Source organism: Arthrobacter humicola, from assembly GCF_022803015.1.
Taxonomy (GTDB): Bacteria; Actinomycetota; Actinomycetes; order Actinomycetales; family Micrococcaceae; genus Arthrobacter; species Arthrobacter humicola_A.
This window is the reverse complement of the sequence record NZ_JAFKON010000001.1, coordinates 468,368-489,797: the sequence shown is the minus strand read 5'-3', so window position 1 is coordinate 489,797 and position 21,430 is coordinate 468,368. Positions and strand designations below refer to the sequence as shown.

Genomic DNA, 21,430 nt, shown 5'->3' with positions numbered 1-21,430 from the left:
CTGTGGGGCAAGAAGTCGTATTCGGTCCCGGGCCTGTCAGGGGCCCAGGATCCTCGAAAGGTAGCGGGCCACCGCTCGGACGGCGGCCATGGTGGTGGGATAGTCCATCCGGGTGGGCCCAAGCACGCCGACCTTGGCCGTGGCGTCCGGCCCGTAGGCGGTGGCCACGACCGAGGCCTCGGCGAGACCGTCGTAGGGGTTTTCCCGGCCGATGCTGACGGTCACACCGCGCGGGTCTTCGGCCATTTCGCTGAGCAGGCGGAGCATGACCACCTGTTCCTCGAGGGCCTCCAGCACGGGGCCGATGCTGAGCGGGAAGTCCACATTGGAGCGGGCCAGGTTGGCGGTGCCGGCCATGACCATGCGCTCTTCACGGCTGCTCGTGGCCAGGGCCTCAAGGCCGCGGGCCAGCGCCTGGGCTGCTCCGCGCCGCGCGGGCGGGCCGTCGGCAACGACGGCGGGCAGCAGCTGCGGCATCAGGCTCAGCGGTGTACCGGACAGGCTGGCCAGAAAGCTGGTCCGCAATTCCGCCAGCGCGTCGTCGGGAATGTCCTGCCCGACGTCGATCACGCGCTGCTCCACTTTGCCGGTGTCCGCGATCAGGACCGCCAGCACTTTCCGGGGCGCCAGCAGCACGAACTCGATGTGCCGCACCCGGGCGCGGCTGCGCAGCGGATACTGCACGACGGCGACCTGGTTGGTCAGGTGCGAGAGGAGCCTCACGGTCCGGTCAAGGATGTCGTCGAGGTCCTCGGATCCTTCCAGCAGCGCCTGGATGGCCCGGCGCTCGGCCGGCGACAACGGCTTCACCGCTGAGATCTGGTCGACGAACAGCCGGTAGCCCTTGTCGGTGGGGATCCGGCCGGCGCTCGTGTGCGGTGCCGTGATCAGGCCCTCGTCTTCCAGCGCCGCCATGTCATTTCGGATCGTGGCGCTCGAGACGCCGAGATGGTGCCGTTCAACGAGCGCTTTGGAACCAACGGGCTCACGCGAATGGACGTAGTCCTCCACGATGGCGCGCAGCACTTCGAGTTTGCGCGGTTCGCTCACGCTCCACCTCCTGTCGACTGTCCCGCAGCCGGTGCCACTCCCCTCGCCCGTCCGGGTCCACAAATGGTGCACGGACGGCCCGCCACAGGACAAGGGTTAGCACTCGACATGCCTAAGTGCTAACCAGTCTAATATGAGTCGCCGCGTTGTTAGCATTGGATTCGCTCCAGGCGTGGCCCGCGGGAACGCGATTCCCGTCACGCCGGCGCCGAGACCGTGGCAGCCGCTGCCGTTGCCGCGTCGTCGCGGTCCGGTTCCGGCCCCCGGAGAGTTCCACCGACCGCCCGTACATTCCGAGTGCAAAGTTAGCGTGTAGAGATGTCGTACCAGAACTGGGGACCCCAGGACCTGTCCGCCCCCGCCAAGACCCAGTTGCCGGAAGTCCCGGTGGAACGCGGGATGGTCCTCGAGGAGGTCCAGTCCGGTTGGGTGGGCGCCGTCACCCGGGTGGAGAAGTCCGGCGGCATGCACGTGGTGGCGCTGGAGGACCGGCGGGGCAAGTCGCGGTCCTTCCGCCTCGGCTTCGGCTTCCTCTTGGACGGCCAGCCCATCCGCCTGATGCCGCCGGCCCCGAAGAAGACGGCACCGGCCGCCGGGGCCGGCCGTACGGCGTCGGGCTCGGTGCGGGTGGCGGGGCAGCGCGCACAGGTGGCCAAGGCCAGCCGCATCTGGGTGGAAGGAAAGCACGACGCCGAGCTGGTGGAGAAAGTGTGGGGCGATGACCTCCGGGTGGAGGGCATTGTCGTCGAGCCCCTGCACGGCATTGACGACCTCGCGGCCGCCGTGGCGGACTTCGGCCCGGGCCCTGGCCGGCGCCTCGGCGTGCTGGTAGACCACCTCGTGGCCGACTCCAAGGAGTCGCGGATCGCCGACGCCGTCATGGCCTCACCGGGCGCCGCCGGCAACGTCCTGATTGTGGGGCACCCTTACGTGGACGTGTGGCAGGCCATCCGGCCCGCGGTCCTGGGGATCGAGCAGTGGCCCGTGATCCCCCGCGGCACGGACTGGAAGACCGGGATCCTGATGGCTTTCGGCTGGCCCCACTCCACAAAGGAGGACATCGGCCTCGGCTGGCAGAAACTTCTGGGGGCTGTCCGCAGCTACGCTGATCTGGAGGCGTCGTTGCTCGGCCGCGTGGAAGAGGTCATTGACTTCCTCACCGTGCCCTAGTCCGCCGCGGCGGCCGCCCCTGATCTCCATTTCCGGGCCCGAGCAAGTATTCTTGAAACGGCGGCCGCGCTTCTAGTGCGGTCCCGGCTATTTCAGGCACAACCCAGGCAGCAACGCATCACCGCAATCCGAAGGGCTACACCGTGGCAGATAACGCACGCGAACACACGGGCAATCAGGCTGGCCATGGCCAGCCCCCGTACCATGGCGTTCCGGCAAACGCGCTGCCGCTGACGGCCAGCGAGGACCGCCAGTGGGCCACGCTCGCGCACTTTGGCGGCATCCTGGGCTGCGTGCCGTCGCTGCTGATCTACCTCATCTTCAAGGACCGCGGCCCGTTCACGGCACAGGAATCCAAGGAAGCCCTCAATTTCACGCTGCCGCCGACGCTCGCCGCAGTGCTGGCCAATCTGCTGGTCTTCATCCCGGTGGTGGGCAACCTCTTCGCCGTGCTCGCCACGGTGATCTGGATCGCCGTGACGTGCTTCTCGGTGGCGGCCGGCATCCACGTCAACCGCGGCCAGCCGCACCGTTACGAGTTCAACCTGCGCTGGATCAAATAGCCGGCCCGGACCAAGCAAGAGAGCCGGCCGCCGCCCGTCAGGGGCAGCGGCCGGCTCTCTTTTGTGCGGCAGGGTGTTGTGGCCGCTGATGCGGCAGCCAACTAGTGGAGGCTTTGCCGGGCAGACTAGTCCGGCAGGATCCTGCGGACGACGGCGTCAGCCAGCAGCCGGCCCTTAAGCGTGAGAATGAGCCGGCCTTTGAAAGCCGCCGCGGGGTCCACGAGGCCGTCCGCGATCAGCCCTGCGACAGCGTGCCTGCCGGTGTCCCCCAGGCCGCCGAGGCTTGGGATGTCGAGTCCGGAATTGAGCCGGGCCTCGAGCATGACCCGTTCCACGTTGCGGGTTTCGGAGTCCAGCGTTTCGCGTCCGGCGGCGGGTGAAGCGCCGGCGCCGAGGCGGTTGGCGTAGGCGGTGGGGTGCTTGACGTTCCACCAGCGGACGCCGCCCACGTGCGAGTGTGCCCCGGGCCCGATGCCCCACCAGTCGTCCCCGCGCCAGTAGGCGAGGTTGTGCCGGCAGGCCTGTTCGGGGGTGCGGGACCAGTTGCTGACCTCGTACCAGTTGAGCCCGGCGGCGGAAATCAGTTCGTCGGCGAGTTCGTACTTGGCGGCGTGGTCGTCGTCGTCGATTTCCGGCACTTCGCCACGGCGGATCTGCACGGCAAGCTTGGTGCCGTCTTCAACGATCAGGGCATAGGCGCTGATGTGGTCGGGGGCGTAGGACAGTGCGGTCTCGAGCGAGTAGCGCCAGTCCTCCAGCGACTCCCCCGGCGTCCCGTATATGAGGTCGAGGCTGACCGAGAGCCCGGCATTACGCGCCCACTGCACCACCTCGGGCACCCGGCTGGGCGTGTGGGTGCGGTCCAGGACTTTCAGGACGTGCGGCACGGCCGACTGCATGCCGAACGAAACGCGGGTGAACCCGGCGTCGGCCAGCAGCTGCAGGGATGCGGGCGTGACGGAATCGGGGTTCGCCTCGGTGGTCACCTCGGCGCCGGGCTGCAGTCCCCAGGCGTCGATCGCGGCGGTGAGGATGCGCGCCAGGTCCTCCGCCGGCAGCAGCGTGGGGGTTCCGCCGCCGAAGAAGACCGTGCTGAGGGGACGGTCGGGCAGGCCGCTGCCCTTCAGGGCCGCGGCGGCGAACTCCACTTCCGCGATCGCGGTGGCGGCGTAGGCGTCCTGGGAGGCCCCGCCGCCCAGCTCGGTGGCGGTGTAGGTGTTGAAATCGCAGTACCCGCAGCGGACCGCGCAGAACGGGATGTGCACGTACAGCCCAAAAGCGCGCTGATCGGCGCCCTCGCCCGCCTGGGCGGGCAGCAGCCCGTCCGCCGGCGCCGGATCGCCGAGGGGAAGAACGCTAGGCACGGGCCCGGCCTGCCGATACTGCAGCAACAGTCATTACCTGCACCGTTACTTCTTGGCCTTGTCCTTGGACTCGTCCGTTGTCAGCGCGGCGATGAAAGCCTCCTGCGGCACCTCGACGCGGCCCACCATCTTCATGCGCTTCTTGCCTTCCTTCTGCTTTTCCAGCAGCTTGCGCTTTCGGGTGATGTCACCGCCGTAGCACTTGGCAAGGACGTCCTTGCGGATGGCGCGGATGCTTTCGCGGGCGATGATCCTGGAGCCGATGGCGGCCTGGATGGGCACCTCGAACTGCTGGCGCGGGATGAGTTCGCGCAGCTTGCCGGTCATCATCACGCCGTAGGCGTAGGCCTTGTCGCGGTGGGTGATGGCGGAGAACGCATCAACCTGTTCGCCCTGGAGCATGATGTCCACCTTGACCAGGTCGGCCACCTGCTCGCCGTCGGCCTTCCAGTCCAGTGACCCGTAGCCGCGGGTCTTGGATTTGAGGATGTCGAAGAAATCGAAGACGATTTCGGCCAGCGGCAGGCGGTAGCGGATTTCCACCCGGTCCTCGGAGAGGTAGTCCATGCCGCCCATGACGCCGCGCCGGCTCTGGCACAGCTCCATGATGGCGCCGACAAACTCGTTTGGCGCAAGGATGGTGGCGGACACCATCGGCTCACGGACCTCAGCGATCTTGCCGGTGGGGTATTCGCTGGGGTTGGTGACGTGGACGACCTTCTTGTCCTCCAGCGTGACCTCGTATTCGACGTTGGGCGCGGTGGAAATGAGGTCCAGGTTGTATTCGCGTTCGAGCCGCTCGCGGGTGATTTCCAGGTGCAGCAGGCCCAGGAATCCCACGCGGAAGCCGAAGCCCAGCGCGGCGGACGTTTCGGGCTCGTACACCAGTGCGGCGTCGTTGAGCATCAGCTTCTCCAGCGCATCGCGGAGCACCGGATAGTCCGTGCCGTCGAGCGGATACAGGCCGGAGAAGACCATCGGCTTGGCGTCCGCGTAGCCGGGGAGGGACTCCGTGGCCGGCTTGGCCAGGTTGGTGACGGTGTCGCCCACCTTGGACAGGCGGACGTCCTTCACACCGGTGATGAGGTAGCCGACCTCGCCAACGCCAAGGCCCTTGGAGGGGGTGGGTTCCGGGGAGCTCACACCAATCTCAAGGAGCTCGTGCGTGGCACGGGTGGACATCATCTGGATGCGTTCACGCGGGTGCAGCATGCCGTCGACGACGCGGACGTAGGTGACCACACCGCGGTAGGTGTCGTAGACCGAGTCGAAGATCATGGCCCGGGCGGGGGCGTTCGGGTCGCCCACCGGTGCCGGCAGGTCGCGGACGATCTTGTCCAGCAGGACCTCGACGCCCATGCCGGTCTTGCCGGAGACGCGGAGCACGTCGTCGGGGTCGCCGCCGATCAGGTTGGCGAGTTCCGCCGCGTATTTCTCCGGCTGGGCTGCCGGGAGGTCGATCTTGTTCAGGACCGGAATGATGGTGAGGTTGTTTTCCATCGCCAGGTAGAGGTTGGCGAGGGTCTGGGCCTCGATGCCCTGGGCCGCGTCCACCAGCAGGATCGCGCCTTCGCAGGCCGCGAGCGAGCGGGAGACCTCGTACGTGAAGTCGACGTGCCCGGGGGTGTCGATCATGTTCAGCGCGTAGCTGGTGCCGTCGAGTTCCCAGGGCATGCGGACGGCCTGGGATTTGATGGTGATGCCGCGTTCGCGCTCAATGTCCATGCGGTCCAGGTACTGGGCCTTCATGTCACGGGACTGGACAACACCGGTGAACTGGAGCATCCGGTCGGCCAGTGTGGATTTGCCGTGGTCAATGTGCGCAATGATGCAGAAGTTCCGGATGATGGCCGGATCTGTTGCGGCGGGCACCGGGGCGGTGCGGGCCATGGGAGACACGCAGGGTCCTTACTGTTGGCATTACTGTTGGCTTTTCCACGGCTCGGTGCGGATGCTCGTATGCCATCCTGCGACGTGGCGCATTTCTGTCCCTATAGTCTCCCACGTCCGGGCCAGTGGCAGTGCATCCCTGCGTTGCGTTGCGCGCTGCCCCGGGTCCGGTGGACTCTCGGCGGGATTCCGCCCACCGATCTGGCCTCGATTCGGCTGCGGCTGGCCCCCGGATCTGACTGCGCGCAGCGCCGTGCCTGGGACCGCCCCCGCCTCGCCGCCAGCCGACTGTCGGCCACCCTCTGTTCCACCTCTTCCACTCCCTTTCCCCGCCGCCTTCTCTGCGGGGTTGCCGGTATGGTTTCCCCATGGCTTGGAATTTACGATCGATCAGCGGCGCGGTCCGCGACGCCCTGCGCTTCCTGGATAAACTTGGCGGCTCCGCACCGGGAACCACCCGTGGGCCGGCGGCAAAACCCGCCCGAAAGCCTGCGGCGACGCGGCGGCCGCGCCAGACGCGTCCCGGCACCCCGGCCCGCTCCACAGGCGGCACCCCCGCCGCCGGACTGACCGGGACATATCCCGGCGACTTCCGGGGGCGGGCTGCCGTCCGCTATGCCCCCGCACCCAACGGCCTGCCCGAGCCCGGCGAGATCGTCTGGACCTGGGTGCCCTACGAAGAGGACTACTCCCAGGGCAAGGACCGTCCGGTGCTGCTGGTGGGCACCAGCGGCCGGTATTTGTTGGGCCTGATGCTGACGAGCAAGGACCACGACGGCGACTCCCGCCGGTCGGATGACTACGTGGACATCGGCACGGGACCCTGGGACCGCCAGTGGCGGCCCAGCGAAGCGAAGCTGGACCGGGTTCTGCAGATCAACGCGAAGGACATCCGGCGCGAAGGAGCGATCCTGGACGCAGGCCGCTTCAACGACATCGCGGCCGCGCTGCGGCAGCGGCACGGCTGGAGCTGACCCGGCGGACGCCGTGCGCGGCGGCGGATCGCCACCCGCACTCGTGCCTGCACGTTGATCTCTGCTATTATTTACAGCTGTGTGTCCGTGCAGGTCGACGGCCACAGATGGTTGGTCGCCATAGGTATCCCCACGCCGCTCAGTCAATGGCCAATCTGAAAGCCCTCTAGACCATTTTCCGCATTGAAAAAGAGAGTTCACACGTGGCTAATATCAAGTCCCAGAAGAAGCGCATCCTGACCAACGAAAAGGCTCGCCTGCGCAACAACGCAGTCAAGTCCGAGCTGAAGACGGCCATCCGCGCCGTCAACACCGCCGTTGAGTCCACCGACAAGGATGCTGCGGCTGTTGCACTGCTTTCTGCCAGCCGCAAGCTGGACAAGGCCGTCAGCAAGGGTGTTCTCCACAAGAACAACGCTGCAAACCGCAAGTCGGCCATCTCCAAGAAGGTCAACGCGCTCTAAGGTTTCCAGTTCACTTGAACTGATGATTGTGGCCGGCACCCCATGGGTGCCGGCCACATCCAGTTAAGCCGGTTCCGCAATGGGCCGACTCCGCACCCGTTCTGGTACGACTCCGGTACGCCGTCGGCTGCCCGCAGCCGGGTCCGCGCCGGCAGGGCCGACACGCAGGTCCCGGTCCGGCCGGACCCGCAGGGACGACACGCCGGGCCTCTGGGTTCGAACGCGGGTGTCAGGAACTCCTGGCCGAGGTGGCAATCACCGTTACCGCATGTTCCACCGCATAGACAGGATCCCGGGAGAGGCCCTTGACCTGGGCGTCGGCCTCGGCGGTGACCTGGATGGAGCGGACCAGCCCCTCGGGCGTCCAGCGCCGGACTTCCCGCTGGGCCTGTTCGACGAGCCACGGCTGCATACCCAGTTGCTTGGCGATCTGCGAGGACGACCCCTGCGCGCCGGCCACCTTGGCCAGGGAGCGCAACTTCGACGCCAGGGCAGCCACGATCGGCACGGGGTCCGCGCCGGTGGCCAGGGCGTGGCGAAGGGTGGAGAGGGCCAGCGGGCCGTTGCCGGCCATCGCGGCGTCGGCGACCTTGAAACCTGTTGCCTCGACCCGGCCGCCGTAGTACTTGTCCACCATGGCCGCGTCCACGCCGGTGGTGGCGTCAGCGATCAGCTGGCTGCAGGCGGCGGCGAGTTCCGCGAGCTGCGCGCCAACCGCATTAACCAGGGCGTGCACGGCGTCAGGGTCGATACGCCGGGAGGCCGCCCGGAACTCGGCCGTGACGAAGGCAATCTTCTCGGCGTCTTTCTTGAGCGGCTGGCAGTCGACAACGGGCCAGCCCGCGGCCTTGATGGCGTCCAGCAGCTTCTTGCCGCGGACTCCCCCGCCGTGGCGGAGCACCAGGAAGGCCTCCGGTTCCGGCTGGACCACATACTTCAGGGCATCGGCGAGGAAGGCATCGTTCATCGCCTCGAGCCCGTCGACCTCGATGAGCTTTTGTTCGCCGAACAGCGAAGGACTGACGTTCATGGCCAGGGAGCCGGCCGTGTAGCTGCCGGCATTGAGCCGCGTAATTTCGACGTCGGGCGCCACCGCGCGGACCTGCGCGCGGATACGGTCCATGGCCCGGGCACCTATGTAGTCTTCCGGACCGCCCACCAGGACGACGGCAGCAGGTGTCACATCACGCCAGGTGGCGGTGTTCGACGCCGATGTCCTGGGCCGTTGGGTCTGGGCAGCAGCCACTCGTGATTCCTCCCGGAAGTTGGTTTGCGGACTCTAAGCGTCCCACGCCCGGACCGGTGCTCCAAGCCGCGGCTGACGGCCCGCCGGACGGCTGACCGTGCCGCCGCATGCGACCGTCCGTCGAGGACGGCCACCACCCGCGCGTGTGCCGCGAGGACGCCACGGGCGACCGCGGCAGGGTGCAGGCCGAGCCACGCCGCCGCCAGCACAGACGCGGACAAGATTCCCATGGTGGCTGCACCGAAGACTCCTTCCGGCCATGGCAAGGCGGCGCCCGGGAGTGCCGCGAACAGCCGGGCGACCCCCGCCACCGCGCCTGCGAAGACAGCAGCTGCGGCCATGAGGAGGCCCGCGGCGGCCGGGAGAGCGGGCAGGAGAACCACGGCGGCCGTGCCGAGGAGCGTAACTGGCGCCACGAGCGCTGCAGCGGCCACATTCGCGGGCAGCGTGTAGGCGCCGAACTGCGGCTGCAACAACACGATCGCCGGGGCGCAAAAGAGCTGGGCGGACAGGGGTACGGCGACGCCGGCTGCCGCCCAGCGCGGCACCGAAGGTGGCAGCCAGTCCATGATGCGGCGTCCGGCGACCACGATTCCCAGCGTGGCCAGGACCGAGAGCAGGAATCCGAAGCTGGCAGCCAGGACCGGCTGCGCCAGCAGCAGGCCGATGACGGCAACACAGAGCAGGCTGAGTCCGCGCCCCGCCCGGCCAAGAGCTACGGAAGCGAGGCCGATGCTGCCCATGAGGGCGGCCCGCAGCACACTCGGATCCGGTCCCACCATGAGGACGAACAGCGCCAGCCCCGCGAGACTGGCCGCGGCGGCTGCCGCGCGCGGAAGGCGGAGCGTGCGGGCGGCGAGCAGCAGCGTCCCGAGGATCAGGCTGCAGTTGGCCCCGCTGACGGCGGTCAGGTGCGTCATCCCGACGGTCTTCATGGCGGCTTCCAGCTCGGGGTCCAGGGCGCTGGTGTCGCCGGTGACCATGCCGGGCAGCAGGCCGCCGGCGTCGCCCCCGAACCGTGCCGCCGCGGCGGTGAAGGCGAGGCGAAGCTCCCCGGGGCCCTGCTGCCAGGGCCCTGGTCCCCGCAACAGGGTTGGGGCCGACGTCGCTGACAGGAGTCCTGCCTCCGGCTCCCCTGGCGCGGAGGGACGGAGTTTGCCCGTGGCGCGCAGGAGCTGGCCCGGAACGGCGTCTCCCCACGTGGCCCCGCCCATGACGACGAACCGCGCGTCCCCGGCGACCCTGTGGCCGCCGAAGGTCATCGCCGTCAGGATCACGGGAACTGCCCAGCGGTCCGGCAGGCCACCGGCACCGGGAATCCTGAGCCGCCGCGGGGCGCCTGCAATCTCCAGTTCCGCGACGACGGCCGCGCGGGCGGCCACAGCTTCAGCGATGGCGCCGTCGTGCCGCCGGGAGGCCTCGACGGCGGTGTGCGAGCCTGCCGCGAGGGACAGCAACAGCGCCACGGCCACCGTGGCGCGAATGCTGCGCGGAACCGTCTGCCCGGCACTGCGGCCGCGCCCGGCGCCACACCGCCCACTCCTGGCGCCCCGCTCCCTCGACGGGCGGAGCCCAGAAGGGCCGAGGATGACGCGACCGGCCACGACGAGCATGCCTCCGGCCGCCGCCAGCGCCGTGCAGAGACCGGCCAGCCCTGCAGGGGACAGCCAGTTTCCGGCAACGACGGTCCCCCAGACAAGGAGTGCCGGGAGCACCAGGCGAAGGTCCGTCCGCCGTGTCCGCTCGATCGGGCGCTGACGCGCGGCGGTGTCGCGCGCGGGTTTGCCGGATCCGCGGATCCGGCCGGAGGCCACCGGGTCCCCGTGCTCGGCACGCGGCGGAGAATCGACGGCCGCATCGACGTAGCGCTGCCAGCGGCTCTGCGGGACCGCCACAGAACCCAGCGGGCCGGTCCGGCCCACGCCACGCCGTGCAGTGCCAGGCTGTGCAGCGCCGGGCTGTGCAGGGCAGGGCTTTTCGATCTCAGGATTTGCCACGTCAGATACCCACCAACGGGAGCAGGGCCTCAAGCAACTTCGGACCGATCCCGTCGACGGCGTCGAGCTCCTGCACTGACTTGAACCGCCCGTGCTGCTGGCGCCAATCCACGATCCGCTGCGCCAGCACTGGCCCGACGCGCGGGAGGGTCCCGAGTTCCTCGAGGCCGGCGGTGTTGAGGTTGACCTTCCCGCTCCCGCCGACTGGCCCCGTGCCGCCCGTACCGGAACCGGGCGCAGGTGAGCCGTCCGTGGGCGCATCGGCCTGACCGGGTTCGCCGCGAATGGGCACCAGGACCTTCTGCCCATCCTCCAGCACGGCGGCCAGGTTGAGCCGGTCCGGATCCCCGAGAACCGTGGGTCCGCCCGCCGCTGCAATTGCCTCATGCAGCCGGCTTCCCGCCGGCAGTTGAACCACCCCCGGGGTGGCCACGGCACCGGCAACGTGGACCTCGATGCTTTCCGGCTCCTCAATAAGATCTTCTCCCGGCGGTGCGAGGGTCTCGCCGGCCGCCGGACGTGGTTCTTCCCCGGCCGCGGGGGCGGAGTCGCTGAGAGCCACCACCTGCGCGCCGCCGGTCCCGGCCTGCCACCAGAAGCAGCCGCCCAGGACCACGGCAAGGACGCCCAGCAGGGCAGCAGCCTTAACCCCTGTCCTGGCCCGAAATCGCAAAGCCAGCGCCTGTCTCCCTGCCCGGCGGTACCCGCGGCTTTCATCAGCATGGTGTGAAGTGCCGCCACCTACGCGCCGTCCAGCAGCGGGTACCGCATCAGCTGCCCGGACCGGGACAGGGCTGCCTGGCGCCGGAACCTGCAACTCCAGCAGCCCCGTTGAGTCGCCTGGTCCCCGGCCCGGATCCGGGGATTCGCCCGGATCCGCGGCATCTTCCGCACCCCGGGCAGCCCAGCGCGTCGCTGCCAGGCGTTCACGGGCAACCCTGACGCCTGTGGCGGATTCAGTTCCCGGGTTGCGGCGCGGCATGGAACGACTCTAGGCAGCCCTCACCCCCGCTGATACCGGAGACCGGGCGTATGTGGAAATACCTGAGTAATACGCGTAGATCCGCGGCATCAGGCAAGTATTCCCTACGCTGGTGCCCGCCCGGACCCGGTGGTAACGTCTGCATCCAATCGAGAAAACTTTGCCGGCTGGGGGCAACCCTGATCGCCTGGATGTAAATATCAGGCGTCGAAAGCTGGTGTGCAATGAAGTGGTTGTTTGGGCCCGCGGCGGTGCTGGCGCTTGGCGGCACCATGCTGCCAGCCCCGCCGGTCGTGGCAGACACAACGCAAGCCACCTCAACCCAGGTGGTCAAGTTTTCTCTGGAAAGCAGTTTCTGCCCCCAGTACGGTCTGTACGGCATAGCGCATGTTTCGGTCGACGGCACGGCGGGAATGACTGCCGACCAGAATTTCATCTGGACCACCCAAACGGCCGCCACCTCGATCCACGCAGTTCCGCCGCAGGGCGCCGTCGCCAATGTCACGATTGTCTACCACTGCAACGTGCAGGTGCTCTGGTGGCTGGAGCCCGGAAGTGCCCGCAGGGTGCAGGCCGCCCTGTGGGTCAACGGCTCAGGCCAGCAGCCCAGCTACACTATCGGGCCGAATCAGCCAGACCCCGGGCCAACGCCGCCGCCAACGACTCCGCCTCCAACGGCCCCGCCGGCCTCCCTAACGCCAACCACCCCACCAACGTCAGCGTCGCCACCCGCGCCCACGACGCCAACCGTCATACCGACCACCGTGCCAACGTCCGCGCCAGTCACCGTGCCGACGGTCCCGGAAACGACCACCGTGCCAACGTCCGCGCAAGTCACCGTGCCGACGGTCCCGGAAACACCCGCCCCGCCAACGTCCGAGCCGGCCGCCCCACCGACGGTCCCGGAAACACCCGCCCCGCCAACGTCCGAGCCGGCCGCCCCACCGACGGTCCCGGAAACGCCCGCCCCGCCAACGTCCGAGCCGGCCGCCCCACCGACGGTCCCGGAAACGCCCGCCCCGCCAACGTCCGTGCCGTCCGTCCCGCCAACGACCGCCCCACCAACCACCGTGCCAGCGACAACGCCAGAGACAGCGCCAACGGAACCAGCCACTCCCGCGCTTACAGCATCGCCGACGCCCGGACGGACAACGCCCGTGCCTACCCCCTGAAACGCAGCTGCAGTCGGGGGTTCACTTCTGGTAGGTGATGTATGCCTCGTACTGAACCCGCCATTTGTCCGCGGCCTTGGGATCCGGGACCGTGGTGGTGAGGAATTGAACGCTGGTCACTTGGCCTTTGAGGTATTTCAGCCACTTGGTCACCTCTTCGGCAACGTCGCGATCGAGCTGGGCTACGTGGTGCACCTGCATTGCCATGGCGGCCTCCGGGTTCGCTGGTTCTCTGGGTTCGGTGGAGTGACTTTACCGCCGCCGCCCGTTCACGGCCAGAGTCCAGCGCCCGCGCAGATAGAGCACATGGACCCGCCGCGCTAGTCGCCGGCTTCCGTCGCTTCGGCCGCCGCCCTGCCAGGGCGCGCTTCCCCGCCGTCCGGGCTGGCGACGTCCCCGGCGAAGGCATCGGGTTTCGCTGCTGCGGGTGTGCTGCCCTCCCCCACGATCACGGCGAGCACACCGAGCCCGGCGTGGGCCGCCAGGACTGCCGGGAGAGCGCTGATCTGGGCCGGCGGACATGCCGGCAATGCCACGGCCAGGCGCCGGGAAAGGTCCTCAGCCTCGGCCTGGTTGCCAAAGTGGTGCACAGCCAGCCGCGCCTGACCGGCAGGGCGGCCGGAGGCGTCCGCGGCCACGATTTCTTCCAGGCGTGCGATGGCCTTCGCCGCTGACCGGACTTTTTCCAGCGGGATGATCCGGCCGTCTTCCACCGCCAGGATGGGTTTGATGGAGAACATGGTCCCCCAGAGCGAGGCCGCCGCCCCGATCCGGCCGCCCCGGCGCAACTGTTCCAGGGTCGGGACATAGAAGTACACTTTGGTGCGGTCCAGCCGGTCCTGCGCGAAGGCCAAGACGTCGGCCGCGCTCCTGCCGTCGGCGGCCGCGACCACCGCGCCCTGCACGCCCATCCCCTGGGCCATTCCGACCGTCCGGGAGTCGAGGACCTCTACGGGTATGCCGACCCGTTGGGCTGCCAGGCGGGCGGCGTCGGCTGTCCCGGACAGCCCCGCGGAGATGTGAATGGAGACCACGGACTGGAAGCCACGCTCGCTGGCCTCCCGGTAGGCGTGTTCAAACTGCCCCGGTGACGGACGCGAAGTCTTGACGGGTTTGCCGCTGGCCAGGGCAACGGCGATGGTCTCCGCAATGTCGTCCTCACCCTCGCCGTAGATTTCGGCGCCGACCATCACGGGCATTGGGACCACGGTGAGCCGGCCGTCGGCAGCGAAAGCCCGGACCCAGTCCGCGGGCAGCGCGGCGGCAGAGTCCGTGACCACCGCAACCTGCACGACGGCGGCGGGAGCCGCTTCGGGGATGCTGTCCCGGGAACCCTGCCGCAGGCGAACAAGCCGCTCGCGCAGCCATGGCCAGCCTGACGGCTCGCGGTGTGGCACGGAGGACCTCCTGCTGTGGGGACGCGTGGACTTACTTCTCCGGCGGGGGCACTTGTGCCCGTCCCATTGTCTGCACCGGTTGTCTGCACTGGTTGTCTGCACTGGGCGCCGGGATCAGCCGGCGGCCAGTGCAGGCTGGTTCGTCCGGCTAGGCCGGGACGATGTTGACCAGTTTAGGCGCCCGCACGATCACCGTGCGAAGGCCACGGCCGTCGAGGGCGCGCTGGACATTATCCGATGCCAGCGCCAGTTCGCGCAGGTCCTCCTCGGAGATGTCCGGGGAAACCTCCAGCCGGTCCCGCACCTTGCCCTGCACCTGGACGACGGCAGTGACCGTGTCCTCCACGAGCAGTGCGTCGTCGTGCGTGGGCCAGCCTGCGTTGGCGACCGATGCAGGGTGCCCCAGGACGTTCCACAGATCCTCGGCGGTATACGGCGCAAACAGGCTCAGGATGACGGCTACGGCCTCCACGGCCTCGCGGACTGCTGGGTCCGCACCGCCGGCACCGCTGGCCGCATCTATGGTCTTGCGGGTGGCGTTGACCAGTTCCATCAGCTTCGCCACAACCACGTTGAACTTGTTGTTGTCCAACAGGGCCTGCGCATCGGCGATCGTGCGGTGGGTGACGGTGCGCAGCGCACGGTCTCCGGTGGCGGCATCGACGCCGGGTGCGCTTGTGACGTCCTGGCCGAGGCGCCAGGCCCGGGCCAGGAACTTCGCGGAGCCCGCCGGCGATACGTCCGCCCAGTCGACGTCGTCCTCCGGCGGGGAGGCGAAGATCATGGTCAGGCGGACGGCGTCCACGCCGAACTTGTCCAACTGCTCGCCGAGGTCGACGCCGTTGCCCAGGGACTTGCTCATGGCCTTGCCGCCGTTGAGCACCTGCCCCTGGTTCAGCAGTGCGCTGAACGGCTCGTCCGCCTCAATCATGCCGAGGTCGTGGATGACCTTGGTGAAGAACCGCGCATAGAGCAGGTGCAGGATGGCGTGCTCCACGCCGCCCACGTACTGACCAACCGGCATCCAGTCGTTGATCTTCTCCGGATCGAACGGACCGCCGGTGTACTGCGGAGAGACGAAGCGCAGGAAGTACCAGGAGGAATCCACGAAGGTGTCCATCGTGTCCGTGTCCCGCTTGGCCGGGCCCTGGCAATTGGGGCACTCGACATTGACCCAGCTTTCGACCGCGGCGAGCGGTGACGTGCCCTTCGGGGACAGGTCCTCGCCGCGCAGGTCCGCCGGCAGGGTCACGGGCAGCTGATCGTCCGGGACCGGGACCTCCCCGCAGGCCGGGCAGTGGATGATGGGGATCGGTGTGCCCCAGAACCGCTGCCGGCTGAGCAGCCAGTCACGCAGCCGGAAGTTCACGAACTTCTCGCCCGTGCCCAACTCGCGCAGGATTTCGATGGCCGCCGGGATGGCCTCGGCCTTCGGCAGCCCGTCGAGGCCGCCGGAGTTGATCAGGGTCCCCTCGCCGGTGGTGGCGATGCCCGTGGCAGCGGGGTCTTCCTCGCCCGTGTCCAGGACTGCCCGGACGGGCAGGTCAAAGGTCTTGGCGAAGTCGAGGTCGCGCTGGTCATGGGCCGGGACGGCCATGATGGCGCCTGTGCCATAGTCGGCCAGGACATAGTCGGCGGCCCAGACGGGCAGCTTTTCGCCGTTAAGCGGGTTGGTCGCGTAGCGCCCGGTGAAGACGCCGGTCTTTTCGCGCTCGGTGGACTGGCGCTCGATTTCGGAAAGCGCCTTGACCTGCTCCCGGTAGGCGTCCAGGGCGGCGGCGTGCTCGTCGGTGACCAGTTCGACGGCGAGCGGCGCGTCGGCGGCGACGACGAAGAACGTGGCGCCGTAGAGGGTGTCCGGGCGCGTCGTGAAGACTGTGACGTCCTTGGCGGCTTTGCCGCCGTCGGCTTCGATCACGAAGTTGACGTGGGCGCCCTCGGAACGGCCGATCCAGTTCTTCTGCATCGCGAGGACGCGTTCGGGCCAGTGCCCGCGCAGTTCGTCCATGTCATCGAGCAGCCGGTCGGCGTAGTCGGTGATCTTGAAGTACCACTGGTTCAGGGACTTCTTGGTCACGGGAGTGCCGCACCGCTCGCAGGCGCCGTTGACCACCTGTTCGTTGGCCAGCACGGTCTGGTCCTTGGGGCACCAGTTGACCGGCGAATTCTTGCGGTAGGCCAGTCCACGCTCGTAGAACCGCGTGAACAGCCACTGGGTCCAGCGGTAGTACTCCGGGTCCGAGGTGTGCAGCCGGCGGGACCAGTCCGCGGAGATTGCGTAGCGCTTGAACGACGCCGCCTGGGTGTCGATGTTGGCGTACGTCCACTCACTTGGGTGCGCGTTGCGTTTGATCGCCGCGTTTTCCGCGGGCAGGCCGAAGGAGTCCCAGCCGATCGGGTGCAGCACGTCGTAGCCCTGCTGGCGCAGGTAGCGCGCCACAACGTCGCCCATCGCGAACGCCTCGGCGTGGCCCATGTGAAGGTCACCGGACGGATACGGGAACATGTCCAGCACGTAGCGGCGTTCCTTTGAGCCGTCGTCGAGCGGCGTGAAGACCTTCAGGTCTTCCCAAACCTGCGGCCACTTGGCTTCCATTGCCGCGAAGCTGTAGGTACCTTCCTCAGGCCCCTCCGCCGCGGTTGCTGGCGATCCGGTCTGTGTTTCCGGCTGAACGCTCACTGCTGGCCTCTTCTGTTCTGTGCGGCCTGTTACCCAGGCCTGTCTACCTTCAGGCCTGCCTGCCGCCAGGCCTGTTCACCATCAAGTCTGCACTGTCACCGCCGGCTGCCCGGCCCTGACTCCATACTGTCCGTACGTGGTACTCCTGCTGTTACCTCGTGCGTTGCGGACCGGAATGTACCCCGGACACACAAAAGCCCCTCGACATGGAGGGGCCGCCGCTCGGCAATCCGGGGACTCTTCGGAATCGAGGTCTCGCCGGGATGCCGGGCGGCTAGCTAAGCAGGAGCACGGCGCGCATAGGACCACTTTAGCCCCTCGGGCTGGTTCGCGCTGAACCAACGGGCCGCTCGCGTCCCGGTAGTCGCAGTCGACTCGCGCTCCGGCGCCCTGCGCGGGCTGTTATGTCCGCAATTGTTACAAACGACATACCTATGGAATAGCGGTACTTACTGCCAATTGCCCGACGTATCTGGCACGTAACTACGACAGAAATTCGGGTAGCTCGGCGCGGAAGACAGGTAGAAAGACAACAAACACCCGGGTGGCCCGCCGCGGGCGCCCGGGCCCTTCCACGAAGTTTGTTTGGAGAGCGCATTGTGAGCCTCCAAGCTGGGAGAAACCCGTGAAAAGCCGGGACGCAGGCCTAAAATTTTGATCTTGCCAAACGATTCAAATGGGAACACTATTCGATAAAGATCAGCAAGAAATGGGATCTCTTGGGGGGATTCGCAAATGGTCTCGGGTTGAGGAGCCTGTCATGTATCACTTGCGCAATTCTTCCGTGCACTTGCCGAAATCCGCCGCCGCCCGCACCCGCGACGCCGGCTCCCTGGAACGGGGCTAGCCATGTTCGGCTGGATCACCCGTTTCAGTATGCAGTTCCGCATCCTGGTTCTCGCTGTGGCGGCCGGACTCATTGCCTTCGGGGTAGTGAATGTCCCCCACGTCGCCATCGACAGCATGCCCGAGTTCGCCCCGGCCCACGTCGAGATCCAGACCGAGGCCCTGGGCCTCTCAGCTGCCGAAGTTGAACAGCTCATCACTGCTCCGATGGAAGCCGACCTCCTTAACGGGGTGGCGTGGCTCGATGAAATCCGGTCCAAATCCGTTCCCGGCCTGTCCTCGATCGAGCTCGTGTTCGAGCCGGGCACCGACCTCCTGCGCGCGCGCCAGCTCGTGGCCGAACGCATGACCCAGGCCCACGCGCTGCCGAACGTCTCGGCGCCGCCGCTGATCATGCAGCCGTTGTCGTCCACCAGCCGCGTCCTTATGGTCCGGATGAGCTCCAAAGAGCTGTCCGGGATCGAAATGTCGGTCCTGGCCCGGTGGAAGATCAAGCCGCGGCTGATCGGCATTCCCGGGGTCGCCAACGTTTCCATTTGGGGACAGCGCGAGCAGCAGCTCCAGGTAGAGGTGACCCCCACGCAGCTGCGTGACAAGGGCATCACGCTCGAACAGGTCATCAAGACCACCGGCAACGCAGTCTGGGTGTCGCCGCTGAGCTTCCTTGAGGCGTCCACCCCCGGCACGGGCGGGTTCGTGGAGTCGCCGAGCCAACGCCTGGGCATCCAGCACGTGCTGCCCATCCGAACGCCGGAGGACCTGGCCAAGGTCAGTGTCGAAGACGCCGGATCTCCCATGCTCCTGGGTGACATTGCCCAGGTGAAGGAGGACCACCAGCCGCTGATCGGCGATGCCGTCGTCGGCCAGGATGCGGGCCTCCTGCTGGTCGTGGAGAAGTTCCCCGGAGCCAGCACGCTGCAGGTCACCAAGGACCTCGAGGCTGCGCTGAACGACATGCAGCCCGGGCTTTCCGGGATCCAGATGGACACATCCGTCTTCCGGCCCGCCTCGTTCCTGCAGGATGCCGTGGACGGACTCGGCCTGGCGCTGCTCGTGAGCCTCCTGATCGCCGTCCTGCTCTTCTGGGCCCTGTTCCGTTCCTGGCGGGTGGCCGTGATCGCCCTCGTGGCGATCAGCACCACCGTCATGGCGTCGGGAGTGGTGCTCTACTTGCTCGACTCCACACTGAACATCTCGATCCTCGCCGGCATCTTGCTGGGCGTGTCTGTGATTGTCGGAGACATTGTGGAGGATGTGCAGGCGCAGCGGCGCCGGCCGTTGCGGACCACCGAGACCGAGACAGATGCCACCATCAGGTTCCGCATGGTCCAGCTTGTCCGCAGCGTCCGCACACCGCTGTTCCACGGGTCCCTCATCATGGCCCTCGCGCTCGTACCGACGCTGTTCGTCACAGGAGTCGGCGGTGCGTTCTTCCAGCCCCTCTTCTGGTCCCTGGCGTTGGCGCTTGCCGTGTCAATGCTGGTGGGTTTGTCCGTGACACCGGTCCTGGCGTACCTCCTGCTTCCCGGTGAGAAAACCCGGCGGGCGGACTCGCCCGGTGTTGTCCGGGCCAGGTCCACCTACGACAGGGCACTCGAGGGGGCACGTTCCCGCCGCACCCTCGGCATTGTCGCTGTCGCCGTCGTTGGACTGCTGGGGCTCGCCGCGGCATCGCAGCTGGTCGGGAACCGGGCGGTCGTGCCGACGATTCCGGACCGGACACTCCTGGTGCAGTGGGACTCGATGGCAGGCACGTCCAACGACGAGGTGCGTCGGGTGGCGTCCAAAGCGTCCGACGAACTGCGGACCCTGCCGGGTGTCTCGGGAGTTGGCGGCCACATCGGCCGCGCCATTTCCTCCGACCAGGTTGTCGGGAACAGTTCCGCGGAACTCTGGGTGTCCATCACCCCGGACGCCGACTTCAGCGAAACGGAGCAGGCGGTCCGTGACGTCGTCCAGGGCTACCCCGGCATCGCCCACAACGTGGTGAACTACTCCCAGCAGCAGATCGGCCAGGAGCGCAGCAGCATGGATCCCGGATTCGCCGTCCGCGTCTACGGAACAGACTTGCCCGTCCTGCGCGAGAAGGCTGAAGAGGTCCGCCGGGCCATCGAAAAGGTCGACGGCGTGAAGAACCCGACGATCAACGCCAGCGCCATGACGCCCATCGTCGAAGTCGAGGTCAACCTCGAAGCGGCGCAGAAGGTCGGTATCAAACCCGGCGACGCACGCCGCGCCGCTGCCGCCCTGATGCAAGGCATCGTCGTCGGCAACCTCTTCGAACAGCAGAAGGTCTTCGAAGTGGTGGTGCGCGGCGCGGTGGACGTCCGGGATGACCTGACCAGCATCCGTGAGCTCCTGCTGGACACGCCCAGCGGCGGCCAGGTCCAGCTGGGCCAAATCGCCGACATCCGGCTCGTTCCCAATGAAGTCGTGATCCTGCACGATGACACCTCACGCCGGATCGACGTGGTGGCCGAGGTCAGCGGACGTCCGCTCGCGGATATCCAGCGCGACATCAACGCGGCGATCGAGCAGATCCAGTTCCCGCTGGAATACCACGCCGAAATCCCCACGAAGTACAGTGAACAGCTCGCCGGGGACGCCATGGTTCTGTGGATCGGCGCGGCTGCCCTCCTGGGAATCCTGCTCCTTCTCCAGACAGCGGTGCGGAGCTGGAAGCTGGCGCTTGCCATCTTCCTGTCCCTGCCGGCCGCGCTGGCCGGAGCCGCCGTGGCAGCCTGGATCGCGGGAGGCGCCATCACTGTGCTGGCGCTCACGGCCTTTGCCGCGGTGCTGGCCGTTGCCGCCCGCAACGCGGCGCTGCTCTCCGCCCGGACGGATGAACTGTGGCGGGCCGCCCCGCACGAATCCCCTGACAAGATCATCATGATGGCGGCCCGGGACCGGGTCTCGCCCATTCTGAAGGCAGCCCTGATCACGGTGGCGATCCTGATCCCGCCGGGACTCTTCGGCGGCGCCGTCGGCGGGTCCTTCCTGGGCCCGATGGCCCTGATCATCGTCTGCGGACTCATCACGACAACTCTCATCGGGATCTTCGTACTCCCTCTGCTCGCACTCTGGTTCGGACCCGGTTCCGCCCCGGAAGAGTGGGCCGAAGTGTACGAGGCCGAAGTTCCCGTCCAGCCCGTTACGCAGGAAAAGGTGGAAGCAAAATGACCAGCCAACAGCCCTCGCGGCGCCTGCCCCTGGCGGCCGCTGTATGCGCAGCACTTCTGTTCGCGCTGCCCGCATGTGCCCAGACGACGGCGGCGGCCCCCGCCGCCGTTTCGGCCAACGAACCCGCCAAGGTGGAGAAGAATGCCGCGACGGGCATCGCGAAACTGACGTTGACGGAGAAGGGAATCGAACGCCTCGACCTGAAGACCGACACCGTCAAGGCCGGAAAGGGTAAGGACGTCGTCGTGCCCTACTCCGCCCTGCTCTACGACGCCAGCGGAAAAACCTGGGTGTACACCAACCCGGCCCCGCGGGTCTACCAGCGGCAGCCGGTCACGGTAGCCAAGGTGGAGGACGGAGTGGTCACGGCCTCGGCCGGGCCCGCGGTGGGCACCGCAATCGTGACCGTCGGCGCGGCTGAACTCTTCGGCGCTGAATTCGATACGGCGCACTGA

At 67.7% G+C, this 21,430-nt stretch carries 16 protein-coding genes and 1 tRNA gene; 7 read left to right on the top strand and 10 right to left on the bottom strand.

The window, feature by feature from the left end:
* Positions 1 to 36 precede the first annotated feature (36 nt).
* A complete protein-coding gene (gene hrcA / locus ARTB_RS02160) occupies positions 37 to 1,050 on the bottom strand; it encodes a heat-inducible transcriptional repressor HrcA (RefSeq protein ID WP_243177399.1) in 1,014 nt (337 codons plus the stop codon).
* 318 nt (positions 1,051 to 1,368) lie between these two features.
* On the opposite strand from hrcA, the gene ARTB_RS02155 reads away from it, so the two are divergent.
* Both ARTB_RS02155 and ARTB_RS02150 read left to right on the top strand, forming a co-directional pair.
* A complete protein-coding gene (locus ARTB_RS02155) occupies positions 1,369 to 2,220 on the top strand; it encodes a DUF3097 domain-containing protein (protein ID WP_028276698.1) in 852 nt (283 codons plus the stop codon).
* A 143-nt stretch (positions 2,221 to 2,363) separates the two neighbouring features.
* Entirely contained in the window at positions 2,364 to 2,783 is a 420-nt protein-coding gene (locus tag ARTB_RS02150) for a DUF4870 domain-containing protein (RefSeq protein ID WP_026537291.1), read from the top strand.
* A 125-nt stretch (positions 2,784 to 2,908) separates the two neighbouring features.
* Here ARTB_RS02150 and hemW read toward each other — a convergent pair whose 3' ends face one another.
* Positions 2,909 to 4,147: a radical SAM family heme chaperone HemW gene (gene hemW, locus ARTB_RS02145; RefSeq protein WP_243177398.1), complete on the bottom strand. Its 1,239-nt coding sequence runs from the start codon at positions 4,145 to 4,147 to the stop codon at positions 2,909 to 2,911.
* Between the two features lie 45 nt (positions 4,148 to 4,192).
* Positions 4,193 to 6,046, bottom strand: coding sequence for a translation elongation factor 4 (gene lepA, locus ARTB_RS02140; protein ID WP_026266375.1), 1,854 nt, complete (start codon positions 6,044 to 6,046; stop codon positions 4,193 to 4,195).
* 359 nt (positions 6,047 to 6,405) lie between these two features.
* Here lepA and ARTB_RS02135 point away from each other — a divergent pair, with 359 nt between their 5' ends.
* Both ARTB_RS02135 and rpsT read left to right on the top strand, forming a co-directional pair.
* A complete protein-coding gene (locus ARTB_RS02135) occupies positions 6,406 to 7,011 on the top strand; it encodes a type II toxin-antitoxin system PemK/MazF family toxin (RefSeq protein ID WP_243177397.1) in 606 nt (201 codons plus the stop codon).
* A gap of 203 nt (positions 7,012 to 7,214) precedes the next feature.
* Complete coding sequence (gene rpsT / locus ARTB_RS02130; RefSeq protein ID WP_018773112.1) at positions 7,215 to 7,475, top strand: 30S ribosomal protein S20; 261 nt, start codon at positions 7,215 to 7,217, stop codon at positions 7,473 to 7,475.
* Positions 7,476 to 7,704: 229 nt separating this feature from the next.
* On the opposite strand, the gene holA is transcribed toward rpsT, so the two are convergent.
* From holA to ARTB_RS02115, 3 genes are read right to left on the bottom strand one after another with little or no spacing between them, the layout of a single operon-like run.
* Entirely contained in the window at positions 7,705 to 8,721 is a 1,017-nt protein-coding gene (gene holA, locus ARTB_RS02125; protein ID WP_028276695.1) for a DNA polymerase III subunit delta, read from the bottom strand.
* Positions 8,655 to 10,718, bottom strand: coding sequence for a ComEC/Rec2 family competence protein (locus tag ARTB_RS02120; RefSeq protein WP_243177396.1), 2,064 nt, complete (start codon positions 10,716 to 10,718; stop codon positions 8,655 to 8,657). The genes holA and ARTB_RS02120 overlap by 67 nt, the downstream gene beginning before the upstream one ends.
* Before the next feature lies 1 nt (position 10,719).
* Positions 10,720 to 11,391 (bottom strand): helix-hairpin-helix domain-containing protein, encoded by a 672-nt coding sequence (locus ARTB_RS02115; protein ID WP_243177395.1) that lies wholly within the window; start codon positions 11,389 to 11,391, stop codon positions 10,720 to 10,722.
* Between the two features lie 889 nt (positions 11,392 to 12,280).
* On the opposite strand from ARTB_RS02115, the gene ARTB_RS02110 reads away from it, so the two are divergent.
* The gene (locus ARTB_RS02110) at positions 12,281 to 12,910 is read left to right on the top strand and encodes a hypothetical protein (protein ID WP_243177394.1); all 630 of its coding nucleotides are present in this window, start codon (positions 12,281 to 12,283) and stop codon (positions 12,908 to 12,910) included.
* On the opposite strand, the gene ARTB_RS02105 is transcribed toward ARTB_RS02110, so the two are convergent.
* The 3 genes from ARTB_RS02105 to leuS form a co-directional block, all read right to left on the bottom strand.
* Positions 12,894 to 13,079 (bottom strand): hypothetical protein, encoded by a 186-nt coding sequence (locus ARTB_RS02105; protein WP_243177393.1) that lies wholly within the window; start codon positions 13,077 to 13,079, stop codon positions 12,894 to 12,896. The two genes, ARTB_RS02110 and ARTB_RS02105, sit on opposite strands and share 17 nt — an antisense overlap.
* A 113-nt stretch (positions 13,080 to 13,192) precedes the next feature.
* Entirely contained in the window at positions 13,193 to 14,269 is a 1,077-nt protein-coding gene (locus ARTB_RS02100; RefSeq protein WP_243177392.1) for a DegV family protein, read from the bottom strand.
* 148 nt (positions 14,270 to 14,417) lie between these two features.
* Positions 14,418 to 16,949 carry a leucine--tRNA ligase gene (leuS, locus tag ARTB_RS02095; RefSeq protein WP_243177391.1) on the bottom strand — a complete coding sequence of 844 codons (2,532 nt, stop codon included), beginning with the start codon at positions 16,947 to 16,949 and terminating at the stop codon, positions 14,418 to 14,420.
* Between the two features lie 876 nt (positions 16,950 to 17,825).
* On the opposite strand from leuS, the gene ARTB_RS02090 reads away from it, so the two are divergent.
* The gene (locus ARTB_RS02090; protein WP_243177390.1) at positions 17,826 to 20,975 is read left to right on the top strand and encodes an efflux RND transporter permease subunit; all 3,150 of its coding nucleotides are present in this window, start codon (positions 17,826 to 17,828) and stop codon (positions 20,973 to 20,975) included.
* Between the two features lie 171 nt (positions 20,976 to 21,146).
* Here ARTB_RS02090 and ARTB_RS02085 read toward each other — a convergent pair.
* Positions 21,147 to 21,235, bottom strand: a tRNA-OTHER gene (locus tag ARTB_RS02085).
* Between ARTB_RS02085 and ARTB_RS02080 the strand changes: the two genes are divergently transcribed.
* Positions 21,221 to 21,430, top strand: a complete 210-nt coding sequence (locus tag ARTB_RS02080; RefSeq protein WP_243177389.1) for a hypothetical protein — start codon at positions 21,221 to 21,223, stop codon at positions 21,428 to 21,430. The two genes, ARTB_RS02085 and ARTB_RS02080, sit on opposite strands and share 15 nt — an antisense overlap.

Bases quoted from the DNA above. Each gene is read 5' to 3' on its own strand.
- ARTB_RS02090 (WP_243177390.1), top strand. From the start codon at position 17,826: ATGCAGTTCCGCATCCTGGTTCTCGCTGTGGCGGCCGGACTCATTGCC.
- ARTB_RS02155 (WP_028276698.1), top strand. From the start codon at position 1,369: ATGTCGTACCAGAACTGGGGACCCCAGGACCTGTCCGCCCCCGCCAAG.
- ARTB_RS02135 (WP_243177397.1), top strand. From the start codon at position 6,406: ATGGCTTGGAATTTACGATCGATCAGCGGCGCGGTCCGCGACGCCCTG.
- ARTB_RS02105 (WP_243177393.1), bottom strand. From the start codon at position 13,079: ATGGCAATGCAGGTGCACCACGTAGCCCAGCTCGATCGCGACGTTGCC.